General features: G+C 69.6%; 19 protein-coding genes. 11 read left to right on the forward strand and 8 right to left on the reverse strand.

The window, feature by feature from the left end; genetic code table 11:
• Nucleotides 1–73: 73 nt before the first annotated feature.
• The 3 genes from chvE to mmsB are packed head-to-tail and all read left to right on the forward strand — an operon-like array spanning nt 74 to nt 3,986.
• Nucleotides 74–1,204 (forward strand): multiple monosaccharide ABC transporter substrate-binding protein, encoded by a 1,131-nt coding sequence (gene chvE, locus AB0E90_RS31550; protein WP_360413998.1) that lies wholly within the window; start codon nt 74–76, stop codon nt 1,202–1,204.
• A complete protein-coding gene (gene mmsA / locus AB0E90_RS31555) occupies nt 1,201–2,733 on the forward strand; it encodes a multiple monosaccharide ABC transporter ATP-binding protein (RefSeq protein ID WP_360414001.1) in 1,533 nt (510 codons plus the stop codon). The genes chvE and mmsA overlap by 4 nt, the downstream gene beginning before the upstream one ends.
• Nucleotides 2,730–3,986 (forward strand): multiple monosaccharide ABC transporter permease, encoded by a 1,257-nt coding sequence (gene mmsB, locus AB0E90_RS31560; protein WP_360414004.1) that lies wholly within the window; start codon nt 2,730–2,732, stop codon nt 3,984–3,986. Before mmsA ends, mmsB begins: the two co-directional genes overlap by 4 nt.
• A gap of 3 nt (nt 3,987–3,989) precedes the next feature.
• On the opposite strand, the gene AB0E90_RS31565 is transcribed toward mmsB, so the two are convergent.
• Nucleotides 3,990–4,337, reverse strand: coding sequence for a DUF899 family protein (locus tag AB0E90_RS31565; RefSeq protein WP_360414007.1), 348 nt, complete (start codon nt 4,335–4,337; stop codon nt 3,990–3,992).
• Between the two features lie 141 nt (nt 4,338–4,478).
• Between AB0E90_RS31565 and AB0E90_RS31570 the strand changes: the two genes are divergently transcribed.
• Both AB0E90_RS31570 and AB0E90_RS31575 read left to right on the forward strand, forming a co-directional pair.
• Nucleotides 4,479–5,924 carry a pectate lyase gene (locus tag AB0E90_RS31570; protein WP_360414010.1) on the forward strand — a complete coding sequence of 482 codons (1,446 nt, stop codon included), beginning with the start codon at nt 4,479–4,481 and terminating at the stop codon, nt 5,922–5,924.
• Nucleotides 5,925–6,048: 124 nt separating this feature from the next.
• Nucleotides 6,049–6,828: a maleylpyruvate isomerase N-terminal domain-containing protein gene (locus AB0E90_RS31575; protein WP_360414013.1), complete on the forward strand. Its 780-nt coding sequence runs from the start codon at nt 6,049–6,051 to the stop codon at nt 6,826–6,828.
• Between the two features lie 556 nt (nt 6,829–7,384).
• On the opposite strand, the gene AB0E90_RS31580 is transcribed toward AB0E90_RS31575, so the two are convergent.
• Nucleotides 7,385–9,043, reverse strand: coding sequence for a GMC family oxidoreductase (locus tag AB0E90_RS31580; protein ID WP_360414070.1), 1,659 nt, complete (start codon nt 9,041–9,043; stop codon nt 7,385–7,387).
• Between the two features lie 51 nt (nt 9,044–9,094).
• Between AB0E90_RS31580 and AB0E90_RS31585 the strand changes: the two genes are divergently transcribed.
• Nucleotides 9,095–9,856 carry an alpha/beta fold hydrolase gene (locus AB0E90_RS31585; protein ID WP_360414016.1) on the forward strand — a complete coding sequence of 254 codons (762 nt, stop codon included), beginning with the start codon at nt 9,095–9,097 and terminating at the stop codon, nt 9,854–9,856.
• 64 nt (nt 9,857–9,920) lie between these two features.
• On the opposite strand, the gene AB0E90_RS31590 is transcribed toward AB0E90_RS31585, so the two are convergent.
• Nucleotides 9,921–10,586, reverse strand: a complete 666-nt coding sequence (locus tag AB0E90_RS31590; protein ID WP_360414019.1) for an alpha/beta fold hydrolase — start codon at nt 10,584–10,586, stop codon at nt 9,921–9,923.
• Between the two features lie 75 nt (nt 10,587–10,661).
• Nucleotides 10,662–11,309: a pentapeptide repeat-containing protein gene (locus tag AB0E90_RS31595; RefSeq protein WP_360414022.1), complete on the reverse strand. Its 648-nt coding sequence runs from the start codon at nt 11,307–11,309 to the stop codon at nt 10,662–10,664.
• Between the two features lie 180 nt (nt 11,310–11,489).
• Between AB0E90_RS31595 and AB0E90_RS31600 the strand changes: the two genes are divergently transcribed.
• Genes AB0E90_RS31600 through AB0E90_RS31610 form a run of 3 tightly spaced genes read left to right on the forward strand, consistent with a single transcriptional unit; the run spans nt 11,490 to nt 15,479 of the window.
• Entirely contained in the window at nt 11,490–13,505 is a 2,016-nt protein-coding gene (locus AB0E90_RS31600) for an AMP-binding protein (protein ID WP_360414025.1), read from the forward strand.
• On the forward strand, nt 13,502–14,983 hold the full coding sequence (locus tag AB0E90_RS31605) for an NAD(P)/FAD-dependent oxidoreductase (RefSeq protein WP_360414028.1): 1,482 nt from the start codon (nt 13,502–13,504) through the stop codon (nt 14,981–14,983). The genes AB0E90_RS31600 and AB0E90_RS31605 overlap by 4 nt, the downstream gene beginning before the upstream one ends.
• 16 nt (nt 14,984–14,999) lie before the next feature.
• Nucleotides 15,000–15,479: a hypothetical protein gene (locus AB0E90_RS31610; RefSeq protein WP_360414031.1), complete on the forward strand. Its 480-nt coding sequence runs from the start codon at nt 15,000–15,002 to the stop codon at nt 15,477–15,479.
• Between the two features lie 63 nt (nt 15,480–15,542).
• On the opposite strand, the gene AB0E90_RS31615 is transcribed toward AB0E90_RS31610, so the two are convergent.
• Genes AB0E90_RS31615 through AB0E90_RS31630 form a run of 4 tightly spaced genes read right to left on the reverse strand, consistent with a single transcriptional unit; the run spans nt 15,543 to nt 19,527 of the window.
• On the reverse strand, nt 15,543–17,864 hold the full coding sequence (locus tag AB0E90_RS31615; RefSeq protein WP_360414034.1) for a glycoside hydrolase family 95 protein: 2,322 nt from the start codon (nt 17,862–17,864) through the stop codon (nt 15,543–15,545).
• Nucleotides 17,852–18,334: a hypothetical protein gene (locus AB0E90_RS31620; protein ID WP_360414037.1), complete on the reverse strand. Its 483-nt coding sequence runs from the start codon at nt 18,332–18,334 to the stop codon at nt 17,852–17,854. The genes AB0E90_RS31615 and AB0E90_RS31620 overlap by 13 nt, the downstream gene beginning before the upstream one ends.
• Nucleotides 18,335–18,979: a methyltransferase domain-containing protein gene (locus AB0E90_RS31625; RefSeq protein ID WP_360414040.1), complete on the reverse strand. Its 645-nt coding sequence runs from the start codon at nt 18,977–18,979 to the stop codon at nt 18,335–18,337.
• A gap of 8 nt (nt 18,980–18,987) precedes the next feature.
• Nucleotides 18,988–19,527: a GtrA family protein gene (locus tag AB0E90_RS31630; RefSeq protein WP_360414043.1), complete on the reverse strand. Its 540-nt coding sequence runs from the start codon at nt 19,525–19,527 to the stop codon at nt 18,988–18,990.
• A 280-nt stretch (nt 19,528–19,807) separates the two neighbouring features.
• On the opposite strand from AB0E90_RS31630, the gene AB0E90_RS31635 reads away from it, so the two are divergent.
• Both AB0E90_RS31635 and AB0E90_RS31640 read left to right on the forward strand, forming a co-directional pair.
• Entirely contained in the window at nt 19,808–20,161 is a 354-nt protein-coding gene (locus AB0E90_RS31635) for a hypothetical protein (RefSeq protein WP_360414046.1), read from the forward strand.
• A gap of 434 nt (nt 20,162–20,595) precedes the next feature.
• Nucleotides 20,596–21,078, forward strand: coding sequence for a hypothetical protein (locus AB0E90_RS31640; protein WP_360414049.1), 483 nt, complete (start codon nt 20,596–20,598; stop codon nt 21,076–21,078).
• The last annotated feature ends 391 nt before the right edge of the window (nt 21,079–21,469 follow it).

A 21,469-nucleotide genomic window follows, 5' to 3' on the forward strand; every position in this document is an offset into this window, starting at 1 on the left:
AACAGTTGACACCCCCGTTGTTAGCGTTCACACTCGACGCCACGCCGCCGCCCCGATGAAGGAGTAACGCGCAATGAAACTTTCCCGGATGGGGGCCATCGCCTCCGCCGTTGTCCTTTCCGCGGCACTCGCCGCATGTGGCTCGAGCGAAAAGACCGCCGACAAGGCGGCCGCCCCGGGCGACACCAAGGGCGCCCTGATCGGCGTCACCATGCCGACCCGTTCCTCGGAGCGGTGGATCTCCGATGGTGACAACCTGAAGAAGCAGCTCGAGGCGCTGGGCTACCAGGTCGACCTGCAGTACGCCGAGGACAAGATCCCGACGCAGACGCAGCAGCTGGACAACCAGATCACCAAGGGCGCCAAGCTGCTGATCATCGCGTCGATCGACGGCACCGCGATCACCACCCAGCTGGAGAACGCGAAGGCCAACAAGATCCCGGTCATCGCCTACGACCGGCTGATCCGCAACAGCCCGAACGTGGACTACTACGCCACCTTCGACAACAACAAGGTCGGCGTGCAGCAGGCGACCTCGCTGCTGACCGGCCTCAAGGTCCTCAACGCCGACGGTTCGAAGGGCACCGCGAAGGGCCCGTTCAACATCGAGCTGTTCGCCGGCTCGCCGGACGACAACAACGCGACGTTCTTCTTCAACGGCGCGATGAGCGTGCTCAAGCCGTTCATCGACGACGGCACGATCGTGGTCAAGAGCAAGCAGACCGACTTCAAGACGGTTGCGATCCTGCGCTGGCAGCCGAAGGTCGCCCAGGACCGGATGGAGAACATCCTGACCTCGACCTACCGCTCGGGCGCCAAGGTCGACGGCGTGCTCTCGCCCTACGACGGCCTGTCGATCGGCATCCTGTCGGCGCTCAAGAGCAACGGTTACGGCACCGCCGCTCAGCCTTACCCGATCGTGACCGGTCAGGACGCCGAGCTCGCCTCGGTGAAGTCGATCATCGCCGGTGAGCAGTACTCGACGATCTACAAGGACACTCGCGAGCTCGCCAAGACCACGGTCGCGATGGCCGACGCGGTCCTCAAGGGACAGCAGCCGCAGACCAACAACACGACCGACTACAACAACGGCATCAAGGTCGTCCCGTCGATGCTGCTGCAGTCCGTGGTCGTGGACAAGTCGAACTACGAGAAGGAACTCGTCGACGGCGGCTACTACACCAAGGCCCAGCTCGGGTCATGAGTGACACCATCCTGCGGATGCGGGGCATCACCAAGACGTTCCCGGGCGTGAAAGCGCTCGCGGACGTCAACCTGGAGGTGTCCCGCGGCGAGATCCACGCAATCTGCGGGGAGAACGGCGCCGGAAAGTCCACCCTCATGAAGGTGCTTTCCGGCGTCTACCCGCACGGTGACTACGAGGGCGAGATCGAGTTCGATGGTCAGGAGTGCCGGTTCGCCGGCATCCGGGACAGCGAGCACCGCGGCGTCGTGATCATCCACCAGGAGCTGGCGCTGGCGTCCAACCTCTCCATCGCCGAGAACATCTTCCTCGGCAACGAGCAGTCCAAGCGCGGGCTGATCGACTGGAACCGGACGAATGCCGCCGCCGCCGAGCTGATGCAGCGCGTCGGCCTCAGCGAGAACCCGGTCACCCCGGTCCTCGACCTCGGTGTCGGCAAGCAGCAACTGGTCGAGATCGCCAAGGCACTGTCCAAGCAGGTGCAGCTGCTGATCCTGGACGAGCCCACCGCGGCGCTCAACGACGACGACTCGGCGCACCTGCTCGGGTTGCTGCGCGGGCTGCGTGACCAGGGCATCACCTGCGTGATCATCTCGCACAAGCTCAACGAGGTGCTGGAGATCGCGGACCGGGTGACGATCCTGCGCGACGGGAAGACGATCACCACGCTGCCGGCCGAGGGCCTGACCGAAGACAAGATCATTTCGGGCATGGTCGGCCGGGACCTGGACCACCGTTTCCCGCCGCACGAGCCGGTGATCGGCGAGGAGGTGCTGCGGATCGAGGACTGGACCGTGCACAGCCCCACCCAGCACGGCCGGCTGCTCGTCCAGAACGCCAGTCTGTCGGTTCGCCGTGGCGAGATCGTCGGGCTGGCCGGCCTGATGGGCGCCGGGCGCACCGAGCTCGCGATGAGCGTTTTCGGCCGGTCCTACGGGACCGGCATCTCCGGCCGGATCTTCAAGAACGGCCAGGAGATCAAGTTGCGCTCGGTTCGCGAGGCCATCCGGCACGGGATTGCGTACGCGACGGAAGACCGCAAACGCTACGGCCTGAACCTGATCGACGACATCAAGCGGAACGTCTCCGCCGCCGCCCTGGGCAAACTGGCCAAGGGCGGCTGGGTCGACGACAACGAGGAATTCAAGGTCGCCGAGGAATACCGCCGCAGCCTCAACATCAAGGCCCCGAGCGTCTCGAGCATCACCGGCAAGCTCTCCGGCGGCAATCAGCAGAAGGTCGTCCTGTCCAAGTGGATCTTCACCGACCCGGACGTGCTGATTCTCGACGAGCCCACCAGGGGCATCGACGTCGGCGCCAAGTACGAGATCTACACGATCATCAACCGGCTCGCCGACGAGGGGAAAGCCGTGCTGCTGATCTCCTCCGAGCTGCCCGAGCTGCTCGGGCTCTGCGACCGCATCTACACCCTCTCGGCCGGCCGGATCACCGGTGAGGTGCCCCGCGCCGAGGCCACCCAGGAAGGTCTGATGACCCTCATGACCGCCGGACAGGAGGCACCACGGTGAGCCTCGCCCCCACCAACGCCGAGCTCGCCGTGGGCGGCGGCGGCCCGTCGCTGCCCGAGTCGTCCGCCAGCGGCCGCAAGTTCAACATCAACCTGCGGCAGAGCGGCATCTACATCGCGTTCGCCGTGATCGTGGTGCTGTTCACGATCCTCACCGACGGCGACATGCTCGCGCCGCAGAACATCAGCAACATCATCGTGCAGAACTCGTACATCCTGATCCTCGCGATCGGGATGATCCTGGTGATCATCTCCGGGCACATCGACCTGTCGGTCGGCTCGGTCGTCGCGGCCACCGGCGCCATCGCCGCCGTGCTGATGGTCAACCACCATGTGCCGTGGCCGCTCGCCCTGCTGATCACCATCGTGGTCGGCGCCGCGATCGGCGCGTGGCAGGGCTACTGGGTGGCGTACTTCGGCATCCCGGCCTTCATCGTCACGCTCGCCGGCATGCTGCTGTTCCGCGCGATCACCTACATGATCCTCGGCAACCGAGGCATCGGCCCGTTCCCCGAGTCGGTGCGGACCCTCGCCAACGGCTTCACCGACGGTTACCTCGGCAACATCGGCCTGGGTAACTATCTGGGCGGCGCCGACCTGCTCAGCGTACTGATCGGTGTGTTCGCGGTGGTCGGCATCGTGGTCAGCCAGTGGCGCTCGCGGGCCGGCCGGGTGCGCTACGGCCAGGCGGTCGAGGCGTTCCCGCTGTTCGTCGCGAAGATCGTGGTCGCCGCCGTGGTGGTCATGTTCGTGATCGTGCAGCTGGCCCGCTTCCGCAACCTGCCGTGGGTGCTGGTGCTGCTCGCCATCCTGGTGCTCGGCTACACGCTGGTCACCAACCGGGCGGTCTTCGGCCGGCAGATCTACGCCGTCGGCGGCAACCTGCAGGCCGCGACGCTCTCCGGCGTCAAGGTCAAGGCCGTGGTGTTCTGGATCTTCGTGAACATGGGCGTGCTGTCGGCCATCGCCGGCATCATCTTCGCGGGCCGCCTCAACCAGGCCAACCCGACCGGTGGCGACCAGTTCGAGCTGGACGCCATCGCGGCCGCCTTCATCGGCGGCGCCGCGGTTCAGGGCGGCGTCGGCAAGGTCGTCGGCGCCATCACCGGTGGCCTGATCATGGGTGTCATCAACAACGGCATGAGCCTGATCGGCGCTCCGTCCGAACAGGTCATGCTGGTCAAGGGCGCGGTCCTGCTGGCCGCGGTCGCCTTCGACGTCTGGACGAAGCGGCGCGCGGGCGCGTCCCGCTAGTTCTTAAGAGACGCCCGGCCTGATGGCCGGGCGTCTCTTGCTGTCAGCCGTAGGTCGGGTGCTGCGGCCAGCCGGCGGGGAGTCCCCCCAGTCCTTCTGGCGGCCCCAGGCGCTGAGGTCGCGGATGTTGTTGGAGAACAGCAGCCGGTCCACCCCGCGCGAACCGGTGCGATAGGTCAGGTAGATCTCGTCGGCGTCCCGCAGGAACATGCAGAACTGGAAGCCACCCCCGGCGCCGCAGTCGTCCGCGAACGACGTGCCGTGCGACGAGACGAGCGGCATCGTCCAGCCCCGCTCGGCCGGGTCGCTTCCTTCTCGGCCCGGAGCAGCTCCGCGCGTGCCTGCTCCCACTCCTCGGCCGTCACCACCTGTGGGTTTTCCATCCGGGCAGCGTTCCCCCGGTCACAGAAAGTTAATCGCGGAAGACCGGCAACCTTTCCCCGGGCCCAAACCACTAGATCACGTACGACGTTGATCTGGAGGAACTCACCGATGAAGCACGCACAGACCGCCCGTCCCCGCGGGCGGCGGCGCGCCGCCATAGCCGGCGGTTTTGCGATCGTCCTGGCCGGAGCGGCGGGCCTCACCGCCACCGCGTTCGCCGGCAGCAGCGCATCGCTGTCCGACAACTTCGAGGACGGCGACACGGCCGGCTGGTCGAAGTCCGGAGGTTCCTGGGCGGTCGTCGCCGACGGCAGCAAAGCGCTACGGCAGTCCGACGCCGGCAGCGCGCTGGCCCGCCAGTTCGCCGGCGACAGCGGCTGGACCGACTACACACTGACCGCCAAGGTCAAGGCGGTGACCCTCACCGGGAGCGCGGCCGCGGCCGGCATCGCCGCCCGGGCCGGCGGCGCCCACCAGTTCGAACGGCTGGTGCTCGCACCCGGCGCGGCCCGCCTCGAGGAGGTCCGCGGCGACGCCGTCACCGTGCTCGGCAACCTGACCCTGGCCTCGGCCGCGTCCGGCTTCCACACGCTGCGCCTGGACGTCTCCGGCAGCACCGTCACCGGCTACGTGGACGGTGCGAAGGTCGGCAGCGGCACGGCCAAGCTCACCAAGGGCCGGGTCGGCCTGATCACCACGTCGGCGGTCGCGTCCTTCGACGACGTCGCGGTGACCGCCATCGCGGGCACCCCGGCTACCACCTCGCCGGCCACGGCATCCCCGACCCCCTCGAAGACGACCGCGGCCCCCACCACGGCGCCGACGACCGCGGCGCCCAGCCCGACCAAGACCGCGACCGCATCACCCACCGCGGTCGCGACCAGCTGGCCCAAGGCGACCGGCACCACCACGCTGACCGCCACCAAGGCCGTCAGCGGGACTTTCGACGGTGGCAACGTCGAGTTCATCGGCGGCGGCGACCTCGGCAGCGGCGACCAGGAAGAGGGTCAGGACCCGCTGTTCCAGCTCGCCGACGGCGCGACCCTGTCCAACGTGATCATCGGCGCCCCGGCCGCGGACGGCGTGCACTGCGCCGGCTCCTGCACGCTGAAGAACGTCTGGTGGCTCGACGTGGGCGAGGACGCCGCCACCTTCAAGGGCACCTCGGCGAGCCAGACCATGACGGTGACCGGCGGCGGCGCGATGCACGCGTCCGACAAGGTCTTCCAGCACAACGGCCCGGGCACGTTCGTCATCAAGAACTTCCAGGCCACCGACATCGGCAAGCTCTACCGCTCCTGCGGCAACTGCTCCAAGCAGTTCGCCCGCAAGGTGCAGATCTCCGACGTCACGGTCACCGCCCCGCTGAAGACCCTGGCCGGCATCAACCCGAACCTGGGCGACACCGCCACGATCACCAACGCCACCATCATCGGCGGCAAGTCGACCAACGTGTGCGCGCTGTTCAAGGGCGTGACCAGCGGCGAACCCACCGAGACGAGCAACGTCCCGGACGGCGTCGCCTGCATCGCCACCGGCATCACCCTGAAGTAACCCGGACCGCGGGAGGCTCTCTCCGCGAGAAGTGCGCCGGCCCAGGGCACCTCAGCCCGGCCCTGGACCGGCGCTCCCGCGGTAATTCCCTGTTCGGCGGGGGAGTGCGGTGGTAGAAAACGGCGTGCAACCGACTTTGGAGTTCCCCGATCGGCTGCGGCTGATCGACGATCGATCGACCGCCTTCCGCGCCGCGGTCGCGTCCGCGACCGACCTCGATGCGCCGGTGCCGGCGTGTCCCGGCTGGACGCTGTTCGATCTGATCCAGCACGTGGGCCGGGGCCGCCGCAAGGCCGCCGCGATCGTCGCCGCCGGGCCGGCCGACGCGCCGCCGCCGGCGTCCGCGTGGCAGGGCGACACGGAGCCGCCCCGGGAGCTCCCGGCTCTGCTGGCCTGGCTGGACGAGTCGGTCGAGCTGCTGGCGAGCACGCTGCGCGAGGCCGGGCCGGACCGCGGTTGCTGGACCTGGTGGGGTGACTCGCAGTCGCCGCAGACCGCCGGCGGCGTCGCCCGGCACCAGATTCAAGAGGTTGCCGTGCACACCTACGACGCCCAGCTCACCCTCGGCGCGCCGCAGCCGCTGCCGGCCGGGATCGCCCTCGACGGCGTCGAGGAATTCCAGTTCACCTGCTGCGCCACGACCGTCGGCTGGCCGCACGAGCCCGCCGTCGTCGACTACCACGCCACCGACGGCCCGACCTGGCGGCTCCGGCTCTCCGGCGACGGCGCACGGGTCGACCGCTTGGCCGCCGGCGAGGACCCGGGCGTGGCCGACGCCTCGCTCCGGGGCACGGCCGGCGAGCTGGTGCTGGCCTTCTACGAACGCATCCCGCTGGAATCGCTGAAGGTCGACGGCGACCGGCGCGTCCTCGACCGCCTGATCGACTGGGACCCGAGCGCGTAGGGACGTCTTCGAGGCCGGTTTCCTTGAAACCGGGGGTCTCGAACGCCAGCTGCGGAGACCCCGATTTCACCCGGCCTGCCCGCACCACGCGATCGGTGGCCACACGGGTACGCGCCGCGCTTGTCGCGCAACCGCACCCTACGGGCCCGCTTTGCTTTGCGTACCTATACGCGCGGATCCGCGCGTATAGGTACGCAAAGCAAAGCGGCGAACAGACTGGTGTTCGCCCCGGTCAGGGCGAATGTTCCTGATGCCTGTCGGCGGCCGGGAGGGCGTCGGGGTCGGGCCCGCCCGTAGCGGGCGCGCGGGGAGTGAGCTGCACCTGCCGGGACCGACGGCCACGGGAGCAGGGCAGCGCGTACGGAAAATGAGAGCGTGAGTGGAACGCGCGACGCTGCGGCAGGCGTCCAGCCCGAGCTCGGGAGAGGCCACTTGAAATCGGGCCTTCGCGAACCTCCGGGCGGAGCACGGCCGACGCGCGGCATGCTGGGCAGATGGCGGACCTTGATCGCGAAACAGCATGGCCCACCAGGCGGCGAGACCGGCGGACTCGTCTCTAGAGCCGTAGTGCACCCGGTGCGGACGGCGGCACTGCCGGGCGGCGGGGCGCTGCGGCCGGGACGTGCTCGTAGGGGGCGCCCAGTGGCGGCCGTGGGTCGGGGTCGCCCGCGTTCGGCCACATCGCGACGGCGCGCTCGGCCAGGGCGGTGATCGTCAGGGACGGGTTCACGCCCAGGTTCGCGGCCACCGCCGAGCCGTCGATCACGTGCAGGCCGGGATGGCCGTACAGCCGGTGGTAGGGGTCTATGACCCCGCGGGCCGGATCGTCGCCGATCGCGCAACCACCGATGAAGTGGCCGGTTACCGGCCGATTCACCAGCTCGGTCAGGGGGCCCAGCGGAACCCCGTCGATCTTCTCCGCCACCCGCCGCGCCACGTCGTGGGCGGCCGGCACCCACACCGGATTCGGTTCGCCGACGCCCGGACGGCTGCGCAGGCGCCGCCGCCCGAAGAGGCCGCGGGACGTGTGCAGGGTGATCGAGTTGTCCAGCGGCTGCATCCCGAGCAGCACGATCGTCTGCTCCGACCAGTGCCGCGGCCAGGCCAGCAGGCGCAGGTCCTGCCGGTCCCGGACGAGCTTCCTGAGGCCGGCCACCAGCCGCGACTTCCCGCCGGTGTCGTCGACCAGCACGGTGGCGAGCAGCGCTAGCAGGTTGCTGCCGCGGCCGTAGCGCACCGGCTCCACGTGGGTGGCCGGGTCGGGATGGATCGACGAGGTGATTGCCACGCCGCGGCTGAAGTCGGCGTCCCGCCGCCGGGTCCGCGCGCCGAGGATCGACTCGGAGTTCGTCCGGGACAGCTCGCCGAGCCGCGGCGAGACGTGCGGCAGCCGGCCCCGATCCCGCAACCCGTGCAACAACCGCTGGGTGCCGACCGCGCCGGCCGCGAAGATCACCTGCCCGGCGGTCACCTCGCCCCTGGCGATCCCACCCGTCTTGCGGGTACGCACCGAGAAACCCCCACCCGCAAGCGCCCGCACATCGGTGACGGTGGTCATCGGCAGGACCGTGGCGCCGGCCTGCTCGGCCAGGTACAGATAGTTCTTGACCAGCGTGTTCTTGGCCCCCACCCGGCACCCGGTCATGCAGGCCCCGCACAGCGTGCAGGCCCGCCGCTCCGGCCCCACCCCACCGAAGAACGGATCTGCGGCACTCGGATCGGCGAAGAGGACGCCCACCGGCGTACGGCGGTAGGTGTGTTCTATGCCCAGGTCTTGGGCCACCGCGCGTAACGCCTGGTCGGAAGCCGTCTCGACCGGGTTCGTGGTTACGCCGAGCATGCGTTTGGCTTGGTCGTAGGCGGGGGCCAGCTCCGTCTTCCAGTCCGTGATCTTGGACCATTGTGGATCGGCGAAGAAGGCATCGGGCGGTTCGTAAAGGGTGTTGGCGTAGCCCAGCGAGCCGCCGCCCACGCCGGCGCCGGACATGATCATGGCGTGCCGGAAGAGGGTCAGGCGGAGGATGCCGTAGCAGCCCAGGGCCGGGGCGAACAGGTAGCGGCGCAGGCGCCAGGACGTCTCGGCGAAATCGTCGTCGGCGAAGCGGCGGCCGGCCTCCAGGACCGCGACCCGGTAGCCCTTCTCGGTCAGGCGGAGTGCGCTCACGCTGCCACCGAAACCCGACCCGATGATCACGACGTCGAAATCTTGCGCCATGGCGTACGGTGGCATCGTTGTTGACGTTGTGTCAATAAGCCGAGGTGAACCGTGCAGCATCACCGTCAGGGCAGTGGCAGTCCGATCGTGCTGATCCACGGCATCGGGAGCCGGTGGCAGGTGTTCACACCGGTGCTCGGCGCGCTGGCCGAGTCGCATGACGTGATCGCCCTGGACCTGCCGGGTTTCGGCGGGTCGCCGCATGACGGCGTGCCCGGATCGGTGCCGCACCTGGCCGACGCGGTTGCGAAGTTCCTCGGGTCGCTCGGGGTCGAGCGGCCGTTGATCGGGGGCAGCTCGCTCGGTGGCGGGGTCGCGCTCGAGCTGGCGCGGCGCGGGCTCGCCCGGTCGGTGGTGGCGTTCTCGCCGGTCGGCTTCTTCACCACGGCAGAGGCGGCCTGGTGCCGCACGGTCGTGGCCGGCGCCCGGGCCGGTGGCGCCGCGCTCAAGCCGGCGCTTCCGCGTCTGTTCGCCACCCGAGCCGGGCGGGTCGCGCTGGCCGGGGTCTTCTTCGGTCGGCCGGCGTCGCTGCCCGCCGAGGAGTGCCTCGCCGACGCGCGGGCGATGATCGCCGCACCCGGGTTCGCCGCGGCCCGGCGCGAGCTGGGGCAGTGGCGGCTCACCGAGCCGATCGCGGACGTTCCGGTGACCATCGCCTGGGGCGAGCGCGATCTCGTGCTTCCGGTCCGGCAGGCGGCCCGCGCCCGCCAGGTCCTGCCGCACGCCCGGCACGTCCGGCTGCCGGGCTGCGGCCACCTCCCGTTCGCGGACGACCCCCGCACCTGCGCCCGCCTGCTGCTGGAAGCGGCCTGACGGCCGCGCGCCTGCGGCCTGACGGCCGCGCGCCGGTGGGACGCGCGGCCGCACACGGGGCGGGTCAGCTCGCGAGGAAGGATCTGACCTGGGTGAGTGTGATGGTGTCGGTCAGGTAGCCGATGTGGGTCTGGCACGCCACGTAGTTGTTGGTGGCGCCGCTCAGCACGGTGCTGGTGTAGGGGATGATGATGCCGTCACAGGGGGAGTACCAGGTGCCGTACTTGGTGCTGCCCGGGGTCTCGTCGCCGGCGCTCAGCGTGTTGATGAACGACGAGCCGGGATACATCTGCTGGCAGGTGGTGTAGATCAGGCAGGCGCTCGCGTAGGTGGTGCCGTGGTTGGCGCCGGCGATCGACGCCAGGTGCCGGACGTACTGGTTGCCGCCCAGCTGCTTGAGGTACCACAGGCTGACCAGGCCGCCCATCGAGTGGTTGACGATGTCGACCTGGGCCGCGCCGGTGCGCGACCGCACCTGGTTGACGTAGGTCGCGAGCCCCTGGGCGTTGGTGATGTTGTTGCCGTAGGAGTTGTACTCGTACGCGAACAGCTCGCTGCTCGAATAGCCGCCGGCCCGGAACACCGACATCGCGGTGGTCCAGTTCGAGGCGCTGCCGGTGTAACCGTGCACGAAGATCACCGGCGTGCCGGGAGCGGCGGCGGCCGGCCGGGCCGGGCTGAGCGCGAGCGCGGCCAGCACGGCGGTGAGGAGGACGACGAGACGACGCATGAAACCTCCATTGTTCGGGGTCTCTGCATCGTCAGTGCAAAAAGGTGGCCAGGCATCGGCGAAATCGCCAGTGGTCTATCCGCTGACCGCGATGCCCATCGCCAGGGCCAGGGCCGGGGCCACCTCGGCCAGCTGGCCGCCGTCGATGGTCACGCCGCGCAGCGACTCCCAGCCCTGGGCGACGTCGAGCTCCCGGGCGCCGCGGAAGTCGACCTTCTTCGTGGTCACCTTGCCGAAGCGGGCGCGCCGGATCGCCGAGCCGGGGAATGTCACGTTGATCAGGGTGGCGTCGCCGAAGTCGACCTCGCTCAGGTCGCAGTCGCGGAACACCACGTCCTGCAGCTTGGCGGCGCGCAGGTTCAGGCTGTCGACCTTGCAGCCCTGCACCACGACCCGCCGCCAATAGGCTCGATAGGACTGCACGCCGGCCAGGACGCTGTCCATGATCTGCACGTCGAGCAGCTGCGACTCGGCCCAGTTGCCGCCGATCCAGCGACACCGGGAGATCCACACATCATTGAGGCGTACGTGGTCGAAGTCGCCACCGGTGAAGGTCACCCCGGTGATCGCACTCTCCGAAAACCGCGTGCCGGACGCCTGCGCCTCGTCGAGCTCGGCGCCGTCCAGATGGACCTCGGTGTGATCGCCGTCCATCTCCAGCTCTCCCGTGAAGGGCTGCAGATGCTGGGCGTACGGGAGGGATTCGAGCACGGGCCAGGTCACGTCACGAGGTTATCGGGGGTTGCGCCGCAACCGTAAATTGATAGACGCCACTGCCGGTTACGGCTGCTGGCGTCGGGTTCAGGACATCACTTCCACGCTATTGGCACCGTGCCAACAGGCTGCTAGTTTCGGGCGCAGAACCCGTGCCGCCGTCCTTGGCACGCTGATGAGGGGACGCTTATGAGCCAGCCCCGCGACACCCTGACGCACGAACCCACCATCTTCGACCTTTCCCTGGCCGACATCGTCGACGACGACCAGGCGCCCGCGACGATGTGCGCGGCTTTCCAGCAGACTGTCGCGCTCCGCGGCGACGCGATCGCCCTCCGGATCGCCGGCGGCGGCGCTTCCTACACCTGGAACGAGTACGCGTCGAAGGCCGCCGCCATCGCCGGTGGCCTGGCCGCGCGCGGGGTCGGGCCGGGTGACCCGGTCGCCCTGCTGCTGACCAACCGACCCGAGTTCCACTTCGCCGACACCGCCGTGCAGCACCTCGGTGCGGTGCCGTTCTCCTGCTACAACACGTCGTCGCCCGAGCAGCTCGGCTACCTTCTGCAGGCCTCCGGCGCGCGGGTGGCGATCACCGAGCAGCGGCTCGCCGCGGCGATCGCCGGCCACCTCGACGACCCGGACAACCCGCTCGAGCTGCTGATCCTGGTCGACGGGGCCAAGGCGCCGAAGGCCGAGCTCGGCGAGGGTGAGGACGGCGGCGGAAGCCACAGCCCGCCCGCCGATGTGGAGACGTTCGTCGACAAGCCCGACGAGACCGGCGCCGGCGAGGACGGCGGCGGCAGTCACACGCCCCCGGCCGAGGTCGACGAGCCGGCCGAGACCGGCACCGGCGACGACGACGGCGGCAGCGCCGCGCCGCCCGCCGAGGACCGGGTCGTCGCGCTCGACGACATCCTGGTCGACGGGTTCGACCTGGCGGCCGCGGCGGCCGACGTCACCGCGGGCGACCTGCTCACGCTGGTCTACACGTCGGGGACGACCGGCCGGCCCAAAGGGGTCGAGATCACCCACGGCAACATGGTCGCGATGGCCACCGCCACCGCGCCGCTGGTCGGGGTGCGGGCCGGGGACACGGTCATCTCGTTCCTGCCGGCCGCGCACATCGCCGACCGGTGGGCCTCGCACTACCTGAACATCTTCAGCGGCACCGAGGTCACCTGCCTCGACGACATCCGCCGGCTCGCGGCGACGCTCGTCGAGGTCCGGCCGACCCTGTTCGGCGGAGTGCCGCAGGTCTGGCAGCGGATCGTGGCCGGCATCAGGGCGTTTCCCGACCCGGTGATGAAGGCCGCGATCGACCAGTCGGTCGAGATCGGCGTGCAATACCTGCGGGCGAAGGCGGCCGGCGGCGTACCGGAAGATCTGAAGGCCCTGCAGAAGGCCGCCGACCAGCGGGTTCTCGGCCCGCTGCGCGCGAAGCTCGGTCTCGACCGGGTGCGGGTGGCGGTCACGGCGGCGGCCCCGACGCCGCCGGAGGTGATCGAGTTCGTCAACGCGATCGGCGTCCCGCTGGTCGAGGCCTGGGGCATGTCCGAGGTGTCGGGCATGGGGGCGATGGTGCCGCTGGGCGCGGTCCGGCCGGGCTCGATCGGCCTGGCGATTCCCGGGCTCGAGGCGCGCCTCCTCGACGACGGCGAGCTGCTGGTGCGCGGTCCGGTGGTGATGCGGGGATATCGCGACCAGCCGGCCGAGACGGCCGCGGCGATCGACGCCGACGGCTGGCTGCACACCGGCGACGTCGCCACCCGCGACGCCGACGGCTACCTGCGCATCGTCGACCGCAAGAAGGAACTGCTGATCACCGACGGCGGCAAGAACATCGCCCCGGCCGGGGTCGAGCTGGCGCTGCGGACGCACTGCCCGCTGCTGGCCCAGGCGGTGGTGGTCGGCGACGCCCGGCCGCACCTGACCGCGCTGCTGGTGATCGACCCCGAGGTGGCGGCGTCTAAAGGCATCACCGGCAGCCCGGCCGAGCTGGCCGCGCATCCGGCGATCCGGGCCGCGATCGAGGCCGGCGTCGCCGCGGCCAACGCCACCCTCTCCCGGGCCGAGCACGTGCGGGCCTACGAGGTGCTCCCGGAGGTCTGGCTGCCGGGTGGCGACCTGGTCACCCCGACGATGAAGGTCCGCCGGCGCGCGGTCATGCAGACCTACGCCGAGCGGGTAGAAGCGCTGTACGGATGACCGAACCGAACCACAAGCCGCGCGTCGTGATCATCGGCGCCGGCTTCGGCGGGATCGCGGCGGCGGTCGAGCTCCTGAAGCGGGGGCTCGACAACGTCGTCCTGCTGGAGAAGGCCGGCCAGGTCGGCGGCGTGTGGCGGGACAACTCCTACCCGGGTTGCGCCTGCGACGTGCCGGCCCCGCTGTATTCGTACTCCTTCGCCCTCAACCCGGAGTGGTCGCGCCGGTTCCCGCCGCACGAGGAGATCCTCACCTACGTGCGGAAGACCGCCGACCGGTTCGGGGTGACCGGGCGGGTGCGCTTCCACACCGAGGTCACCGACGCCACCTGGGACGAGGCCGCGGCGAAGTGGCTGATCACCATCGCCGGTGGGGAGATCATCGAGGCCGACGTGCTGGTCCCGGCGGTCGGCCAGCTCAGCCGCCCGTCCACCCCGGCGCTGCCGGGCGCGGCGCGGTTCGCCGGCCGGGCGGTGCACACCGCGCAGTGGAGCCGGGACATCGAGATCGACGGCCGGCGGGTGGCGGTCGTCGGCACCGGCGCGAGCGCGATCCAGCTGGTCCCGGCGATCGCCGGCCGGGCCCGGCAGGTCACCGTCTTCCAGCGCAGCGCGCCCTGGACACTGCCCAAACCGGACCGTCGCTACGGCCGCGGGCGGAAAACGGCGTACCGGAAAATTCCGCAGCTGATGCGCCTTCCGCGCGCCGGCACCTGGGCCATGACGATCGTGACCGGCCTCGCCGTCACCGGCAACCGGCCGGCCGGCGCGTTCCTCCGCGGCGTCTCCACCCTGCAACGCCGCTGGCAGGTGCGGGATCAGGCGCTGCGGGCCCGGGTGACCCCGGACGAGCCGATGGGCTGCAAACGGGTGCTGTTCACCAGCAGCTGGCTGCCCGCCCTTGCCCGCGAGGACGTGTCGCTGGTCACCGAGAAGATCGTCGAGGTGGTCCCGGACGGCATTCGGACGGCCGACGGCACGGTGCATGCTTGCGATCTGCTGGTGTACGCGACGGGCTTCGCAGCCACCGAGTTCCTGGCGCCGATGCGGATCACGGGGCGTGACGGCCGCACCCTCGACGACGAGTGGCGTGACGGTGCGTACGCGTACCTCGGCGTGGCTGTTCCGGGTTTCCCGAACCTGTTCCTGATCTACGGCCCGAACACCAACACCGGCAACACCTCGGTGCTGTACTTCCACGAGGCGCAGGCGCGTTACCTGGCCCAGCTGGTGGCCCGGATCGATCAAGAGCAGACCCCTCTCGAGGTACGCCGTGAGCGCGCCACCACCTACGACGAAGAGATCCAGCATCGTCTTGCTAGTAGTGTGTGGACCGGTTGCCAGAGCTGGTACCGCACGGCGACCGGGCGCATTGTCACGAATTGGCCGGGTATGGCGGGCGAATACCACCGCCGAACATCACGCCTCGGTGACGGCGATTACGCGCCCATAACGGCCCGAAACGAAACCACTCAATGACTGATACCGTGGCGATATGTCGTATCTGCGCCGGGGGCTGGCGCTGCTGATACTGCTGGTGAGTGGCCTGCCCTCGGCCGCCTGCCAGAGCAAACAGGAATACGAGTGGCTGACCGCCCAACTCCTCGACAACAAGGTTGTGTTCACTATCGGTGGTCAATGCGGGGCGCAGAGCTATCTGCGCCGCCTCGAGATCGCCGACACCGTCGCGCCGAACCCGTCCGGGTCCGGATCATCGCGTCATCTGCTGTGGTCGGTGCGGCAGCTCGATCCAGCGGCCGCCACCCCGACCGTCACCGTCGGCCAGGTTCCGACCGGGTTCGAGGAGCTCACTCCGATGGGCTCGTTGACCTGGCCGATCTCGGTCGACGTGTGGACCAATTTCCGCTACGAGGTCAACATCCCGCAGGGCGATCTGTCCGGCGGGGCCGCCAAGAAATACTCTCCGCAACCGATCTGGAACGAGAAGTCCGAAGTAAACCCGCCTAAGTGCTGATCGGCCCGGCGCCGCCCTGCCCCGGGAGAAATTGCGGGGCAGGGCGGGCGGCAGGGCTCACGCTCACGCCTTCGGGTCGGCGTGCTCGGGTGCCGCGATGACGGTAATCAGGTAACGGATTCCCGGGCGGGCGGCAAACGTTACTCGATCTTGGTGGCGCGCGGCCTGGACCGTACGGCCGGAAACTGCCTCCACCAGGCGGAACCCGGACGCCAGGAATGCCGATCGCAGGGTGATCGGGCCGGCTCGGTCGGCCGTCACCGCGACCTCGTATGCGACGCCCGCCGACCAGGCGATGTCGACCGTCAGGTCGCCGCGCGCCCGCAGGCCCGACACGCGGCCGTCCGGCCAGGCCGGCGGCAGGGCCGGCAGGAGGTGCGCCGCGTCGCCGTGCGACTGCAGCAGCATCTCCAGCACGCCCGCGGTGGCGCCGAAGTTGCCGTCGATCTGGAACGGCGGATGGGTGTCCCACAGGTTCGCGAGAGTGCTCGTCCGCAGCTGCTGGCTGAGCATCCGGTGGGCGTGCCCGCCGTCGAGCAGCCGCGCCCAGAAGTTGATTTTCCAGGCCTTGCTCCAGCCGGTGCCGCCGTCACCGCGGGCCCGCAGTGTCACCTTCGCCGCCGCGGCAAGCTCGGGTGTCGTGGCCGGGTCGATCTGCCGGCCGGGGTGCAGCGCGAACAGGTGCGAGACGTGCCGGTGCTCGTCGGCCGGGTCGTCCCAGTCGCCCTTCCACTCCTGGAGCTGACCCCACGAGCCGAGCCGGATCCCGGGGTCCAGCCGTTCCAGGATCGCGCCGGCCTCTTTTCCGAATAGGTGGTCGCCGACAACGGCCGCGGCCTCGGCGACGTCCTTGAACAGATTCCACACGATCTGCTGGGACATCGCCGCGCCGGCCGAGAAATCGCCGTGCTCCGGGGAGAAACTGGGCGACACGACCAGGGCGCCGTCGCGCGGGTCGGCGACCAGCTCCGCCAGCCAGAATTCGGCGGCCTCGCGCATGATCGGCCAGGCGCGTTCGCGCAGGAAACGGTCGTCCAGCGTGTACCGGTAATGGTCGTAGAAGTGATGCGCCAGCCAGGCGGCCGCCTCCGGGAACCAGAACGCGGTCGGCCAGTCGTGCACCCCGGTGAATCCGAACGGATTGGTCTCGTCGTGCACCACCCAGCCGGGGCCGCCGAACATGTCCCGCGCGGTTCGCCGGCCCGGCGGTAGAAGCGCTTCGACGAACGCGAAAAGGGGACCGATGGTCTCGCCGAGGTTGGCCGCGTCGGCGAGCCAGTAGTTCATCTGGACATTGATGTTCGTGTGGTAATCGCCGCTCCACGGAGCGTATTCATCCCTATTCCAGACGCCCTGGAGATTGGCGGGAAGGATGTCGTCGGCCCGGCTCGAGGCGATCAGCAGATAGCGGCCGTACTGGAAGAACAGCGCCTCGAGCGCCCGGTCGGCCGGGGTGCTGGCGCCCCGATAGGCGGCCAGCAGCCGGTCGGTGGGGGTGTCCGGCATGCGCTGCCCGATGTCGAGGCTCACCCTCGACATAAGGGTCCGGTGGTCGCGCTGATGCGCTTCCTTCAATTGGGCGTACGGGATGCGCGCCGCCCGGTCGAGATCGGCCGTCACCCGTTCGTGCGGGTCGTTGCCGCGGTAATCGGGATAGCGGCCGGCATAGTCGGTGCCGGCCGCGATGAGGATCGTCGCGTCGTCCGCCCCGTCGACCGTCACCGAGCCGTCGGCGTTGTCTGTCCGGGTGCCGCCGCTCGCCAGCACCCGCACCTGCCCCTCGAACCGCAGGCCGTTGTCGGTGAGCGTGCCGGCGACCGTGATGCGACCGTCCTCGGCCGTGGCGGTGGCGGTGCGATTCGGCGGCAGCGCGAGGGCGGCATCGAAGCTGATCCGGCCTCCGCTCAGGTGGATGACGATCACCCGGTGCGGATGGCTGACGAAGTATTCGCGCCGGTGCCGGACGCCGTCCGCGGTGTACTCGACCTTGGCAATCGCGTCCGCCATGTCGAGTTCTCGCCGGTAGTTCTCCGCGGTGCGCGGCGCCGCCGTGAGGACGAGCTCGCCGAAGCTCTGATAACTGCCGTACCCGATCCGGGCCTGCCCGAGCGCCGCCGCCACCTCCTCCGGCGCGACCCGCTCCCGCTCGTCGATCAGCTTCCGCACGGCGGCGACGGCCCCCGGCCGCGGCTCCCGCCAGTTCCCGGAGTCGTAGCCGCCGGCCGACCCCGGCCCGCCGGTCCACAGCGTCTTCTCGTTGAACTGGACCGTCTCGGTGCCGGCCGCCCCGAAGACCATCGCGCCCAGGCTGCCGTTGCCGATCGGCAGGGCCTGGCTTTCCCAGTCGGTGGCGGGCGAGTCGTACCAGAGCCTCAGCGGTTCCAAGTCCCCTCCTGCCGGGCCTGGGTGCGCAGGCGCTCCATCAGGCCCGATAGCTGATCCTGTTCGAGCCTGGTCCGGTTCTTGTGCGCGGCGGGGGAGTTGGCGCGCCAGATCGGGGTCTCGATCTCCGCCCCGTGGCGGTCGGAGATCCATAGTGCCAGGGCGTCGTGCCCGGTGGCCGGGCCGAGCCAGACGCGATCGAAATCGGCCCACGGCACCACCCGGGTGCGCAGCACCATGCTGATCTTGACGCCCCGCGCGCCGACCCACACGCCGATCAGGGAGACCCGCCACGCCACCGTGATGAACGCGGTGCCGAGCAGGAGCCCGGCGATCCAGGACAGTGGCTGACTCGGATCACCGAGCGTGAGCACGCACAGCGGCAGGAAGCCTGCCATCGAGAAGACGGTGGCGCCCACGTAGCGGGTCAGCGTCCGGTCCGGCGACTCGTAGGGCACCTCCCACCGCGGCATTTACCGCCGCCGGACCAGCAGGTATCCCAGCGGCGGGCCGTCGTCGACCTCGGCCGGACGGCCGGCCCAGAACACCATGCCGAAACCAGCCTCGGCGAAGCGGTCCCGCATCTCCTCCGGGGACAGCCGGTACGCGTCGAACTCCACGCCCAGGCCGACGGTGCGCCCGGCCCGGCGCAGCTCGCCGTCGCCGATCTTGTACGCGGCCACCAGGTAGCCACCGGGCTTCACCACGCGGGCCAACTCGGCGAAGGCCACCGGCCGGGCGTCGGGCGCCAGGAACAGCAGCGAGAACCAGCAGACCACACCGGCCAGCGACGCGTCCGCGAACGGAAGGTCCCGCAGGTCGGCCTCGTCGAACGAGAACCCGGGGTGGTCGCGCCGGGCCACCCGGACCATCTCGGGGGAGAGGTCGGTGCCGTGCGGGGACAGGCCGCGCGCGGCCAGGTAGGGCGCGAGGCGGCCGGTCCCGCAGCCGACATCGCCGACCTCCCGGCCCAGATCGGCGGCGATGGTCAGCTCGCTGAACAGATCGAGCACCGCCCGATCGATCGGGTCCTTCTCCAGCGCGCCGTCCAGATATTCCACATAGAACGCGGCGAGCACGTCGTGGGCGGCCCGCAGCTCGTCCGTCTTGGCATCCATCGGCGTCCCTATTCCTGGCGGTTTGCCGCACGGCGGCGCTCGCGGTGCAGGATCCGGGTGCGCGGGCCGGTGCGGGCGGCGGTGCGGCGGGCCGGGCGGGCCTGCGGGTGCGGGAAGACCCAGCGCTTGAACGCCCACAGGCGGAACGCCATCGCGATCAGGGTGCCGAGGATGAGGCCGCTGACGAAGTCGGCGATCTCCTGGACCGGGCGGGACACGTCGGGCACCCGCAGCAGCAGCACGTAGCGGGAGACCCACAGCGGGATCACCTGCAGGACGATGCCGACCGCGCTGACCGCGAAGAACAGGGCCGCCTCGTGGTGCCGCTCACGGCCGCCGCGGGCACGGAACGACCATTCCCGGTTCAGCACGTACGACAGGATCGTGGCGAGCACCGTGGCGAACGCGAGCGCGATCACCGGCTTCTGGTGCAGGACGGTCAGTTTCAAGGCGTAGTTGACAACCGTGGTGGCGAGGAAACAGGCCCCGCCGACCAGGAGAAACTTCGCCGCCTCATGATGCTTGCGCCACATCCGGCTGAGCCACATCCGCGCGAGTCTAGACATCATCCGGGATCGGCGTCACCCCGTCCGGGCCCGCTGTTCAGTCAATCGGTCTTTTGTCGCATTCAAAGTTGGCGGGCCTCACGATCAAGCTGGTTGCCAGTTGGCGCGGCCGACGAATCGCAGTCGCCCAGACCACAACGGGACGTCGGTACGGCAGCACAACGAGCCTGCTGGAAACCGGGTTGGCGCAGTGCTCGGCACAGCGGTGTGCTTCTTCCTGCGCCGACGGTTACCGCCGGCTCCATCAGGGAACCTGAGGGAGATGAGTACCTATCCCGATCCGGCCCGGCACGGCGACGTCTACCCCTCTGAAGAGGAGATCGATCCGTCCGGCACCGACGGCCCGGTCGGGGCGTACGCCAGCCGGCCCGGCCCACTACCGTCCTCCGCGCCTGGATCGCCCGGACCGGCAGGCCGGGTCGCCGCCACCGCTAATTCGATTGTCAGCCGACGCTCGGACGGATCGATTGAGGTGGTCACCGACCTCGACGGTGACGGCATCGCCGACGTGGTGCAGCTCGACCTCGACGGTGATGGGGTGCCCGAGCTCACCTACCTCGACACAGACCGCGACGGGCTGCTCGACACCGTGCTGCGCACCCCGAACCAACACTGACCGCACGGCTCTCCGCCGGCCCATTTCCGGACCGCACACGCTGCCGCAGCTCATCGCGCCCGGACCGGTGACGGCCCCTACTGCCGCAGCGACCTCAGCGGCGGCTGAGTGCTGATCTCGTCAGCGTCGAGGCGCTCCGACACGGATCCGGCCACGAAACCGACGGGCAACGCGCCACCAGCACGCGAGTACGCTCCGCGTTTTGTCTGCGGCAGATGAGGACGCCGGTTTCGGTGTCGGCAGCTGGCCCGAGCTTGCATGGAGGTGGTCAGCAGGGCGGTGGAGTCTGCTCCGTGGCGGTGAACGGGAAGACGTTCACGGGTCTTCTTTGCGAGCAAAGCTGTCGGGATATGTCACGAGAGCGCCCTCCGCCGTTGTCCTGACGGTTCCGCCCTGAACAATGGGCGGCGGCCCCGCCGTACAAAGGAAAGGTCTTGATCATGGGTTGGAATACCTCGGTGCTTTTCCGTCAGGACGTGACGGCGGACGAGGCTGTGGACGACCTCGCCATCACCGATTTCAGCGGCGAACTGGTCGGAGCCGACCAGGCTACAAGCGCCCTCAAGCCCGACGCCCTCTATGCGGCCGAGTCGGATGGCTGGGTGCAGGTCTGGAACCCGATGATGGATGTGGTCATGGGCTGGGAGCCAACCGACCCGGCCGACGCTTTGGTGGTCTTCTTCAGCAGCGTTTCGAGCACATACGGCTTCACGCTGTTCACGAATGGGGAACGCACCCGGCATTACGTCTACGCCGACGGTGTGGCCGTCGAGGACGAAGGAACGCCACTGCCGGTCGAGGCCGATATTGCCCTGCCGTCCTGGGGCCCGGACGAGGACTTCCTCTGGTCGATCATCACGGCAGTCACCGGTCTCCGATATGACGAAAAGCTGCAGTACCGCGTCTACCCGGTGTGACGCCGTATGCGACGGGCTACCGAGCCGGGGTCGATTGTTGCGAGGCCTGCCCCGCGACGCCTGCGAGCCAACGCCGCTACGGGTCGGCATGGAAGGCGAGGACGATGCCAGCGCCAGCTTCAGTCCGGCCATCGGCCGAATTCCCGCAGGACCAGGCCCGGCCACGCGATTGTCGGCGCGTCCGACGCCGGCAGTCGCGTGGCGTGCGGGTCAGCAGGGGTAGGGAGCGACGATGTAATTGCGGGAGTCCGGCAGCGACACCTTCTGGTTGCCTTGCATGATCTTGATTTTGTGGTGGGGCTTGCCCCCGGATCTTGGACACGGGGTTTATGCGGCTGGGGCCAGCGTAGCCGGTGCCGTTCGGATGGTGTTCTCGTAGGTGTTCGGGGAT

It is taken from the genome of Actinoplanes sp. NPDC026619 (assembly GCF_040638295.1).
GTDB lineage: Bacteria > Actinomycetota > Actinomycetes > Mycobacteriales > Micromonosporaceae > Actinoplanes.

Excerpts from the sequence above, each read along its gene's own strand:
- chvE (WP_360413998.1), top strand. The coding sequence starts at position 74 with ATGAAACTTTCCCGGATGGGGGCCATCGCCTCCGCCGTTGTCCTTTCC.
- mmsA (WP_360414001.1), top strand. The coding sequence starts at position 1,201 with ATGAGTGACACCATCCTGCGGATGCGGGGCATCACCAAGACGTTCCCG.
- AB0E90_RS31570 (WP_360414010.1), top strand. The coding sequence starts at position 4,479 with ATGAAGCACGCACAGACCGCCCGTCCCCGCGGGCGGCGGCGCGCCGCC.
- AB0E90_RS31580 (WP_360414070.1), bottom strand. The coding sequence starts at position 9,043 with ATGGCGCAAGATTTCGACGTCGTGATCATCGGGTCGGGTTTCGGTGGC.
- AB0E90_RS31590 (WP_360414019.1), bottom strand. The coding sequence starts at position 10,586 with ATGCGTCGTCTCGTCGTCCTCCTCACCGCCGTGCTGGCCGCGCTCGCG.
- AB0E90_RS31600 (WP_360414025.1), top strand. The coding sequence starts at position 11,490 with ATGAGCCAGCCCCGCGACACCCTGACGCACGAACCCACCATCTTCGAC.
- AB0E90_RS31605 (WP_360414028.1), top strand. The coding sequence starts at position 13,502 with ATGACCGAACCGAACCACAAGCCGCGCGTCGTGATCATCGGCGCCGGC.
- AB0E90_RS31610 (WP_360414031.1), top strand. The coding sequence starts at position 15,000 with ATGTCGTATCTGCGCCGGGGGCTGGCGCTGCTGATACTGCTGGTGAGT.
- AB0E90_RS31620 (WP_360414037.1), bottom strand. The coding sequence starts at position 18,334 with ATGCCGCGGTGGGAGGTGCCCTACGAGTCGCCGGACCGGACGCTGACC.
- AB0E90_RS31625 (WP_360414040.1), bottom strand. The coding sequence starts at position 18,979 with ATGGATGCCAAGACGGACGAGCTGCGGGCCGCCCACGACGTGCTCGCC.
- AB0E90_RS31630 (WP_360414043.1), bottom strand. The coding sequence starts at position 19,527 with ATGTGGCTCAGCCGGATGTGGCGCAAGCATCATGAGGCGGCGAAGTTT.
- AB0E90_RS31635 (WP_360414046.1), top strand. The coding sequence starts at position 19,808 with ATGAGTACCTATCCCGATCCGGCCCGGCACGGCGACGTCTACCCCTCT.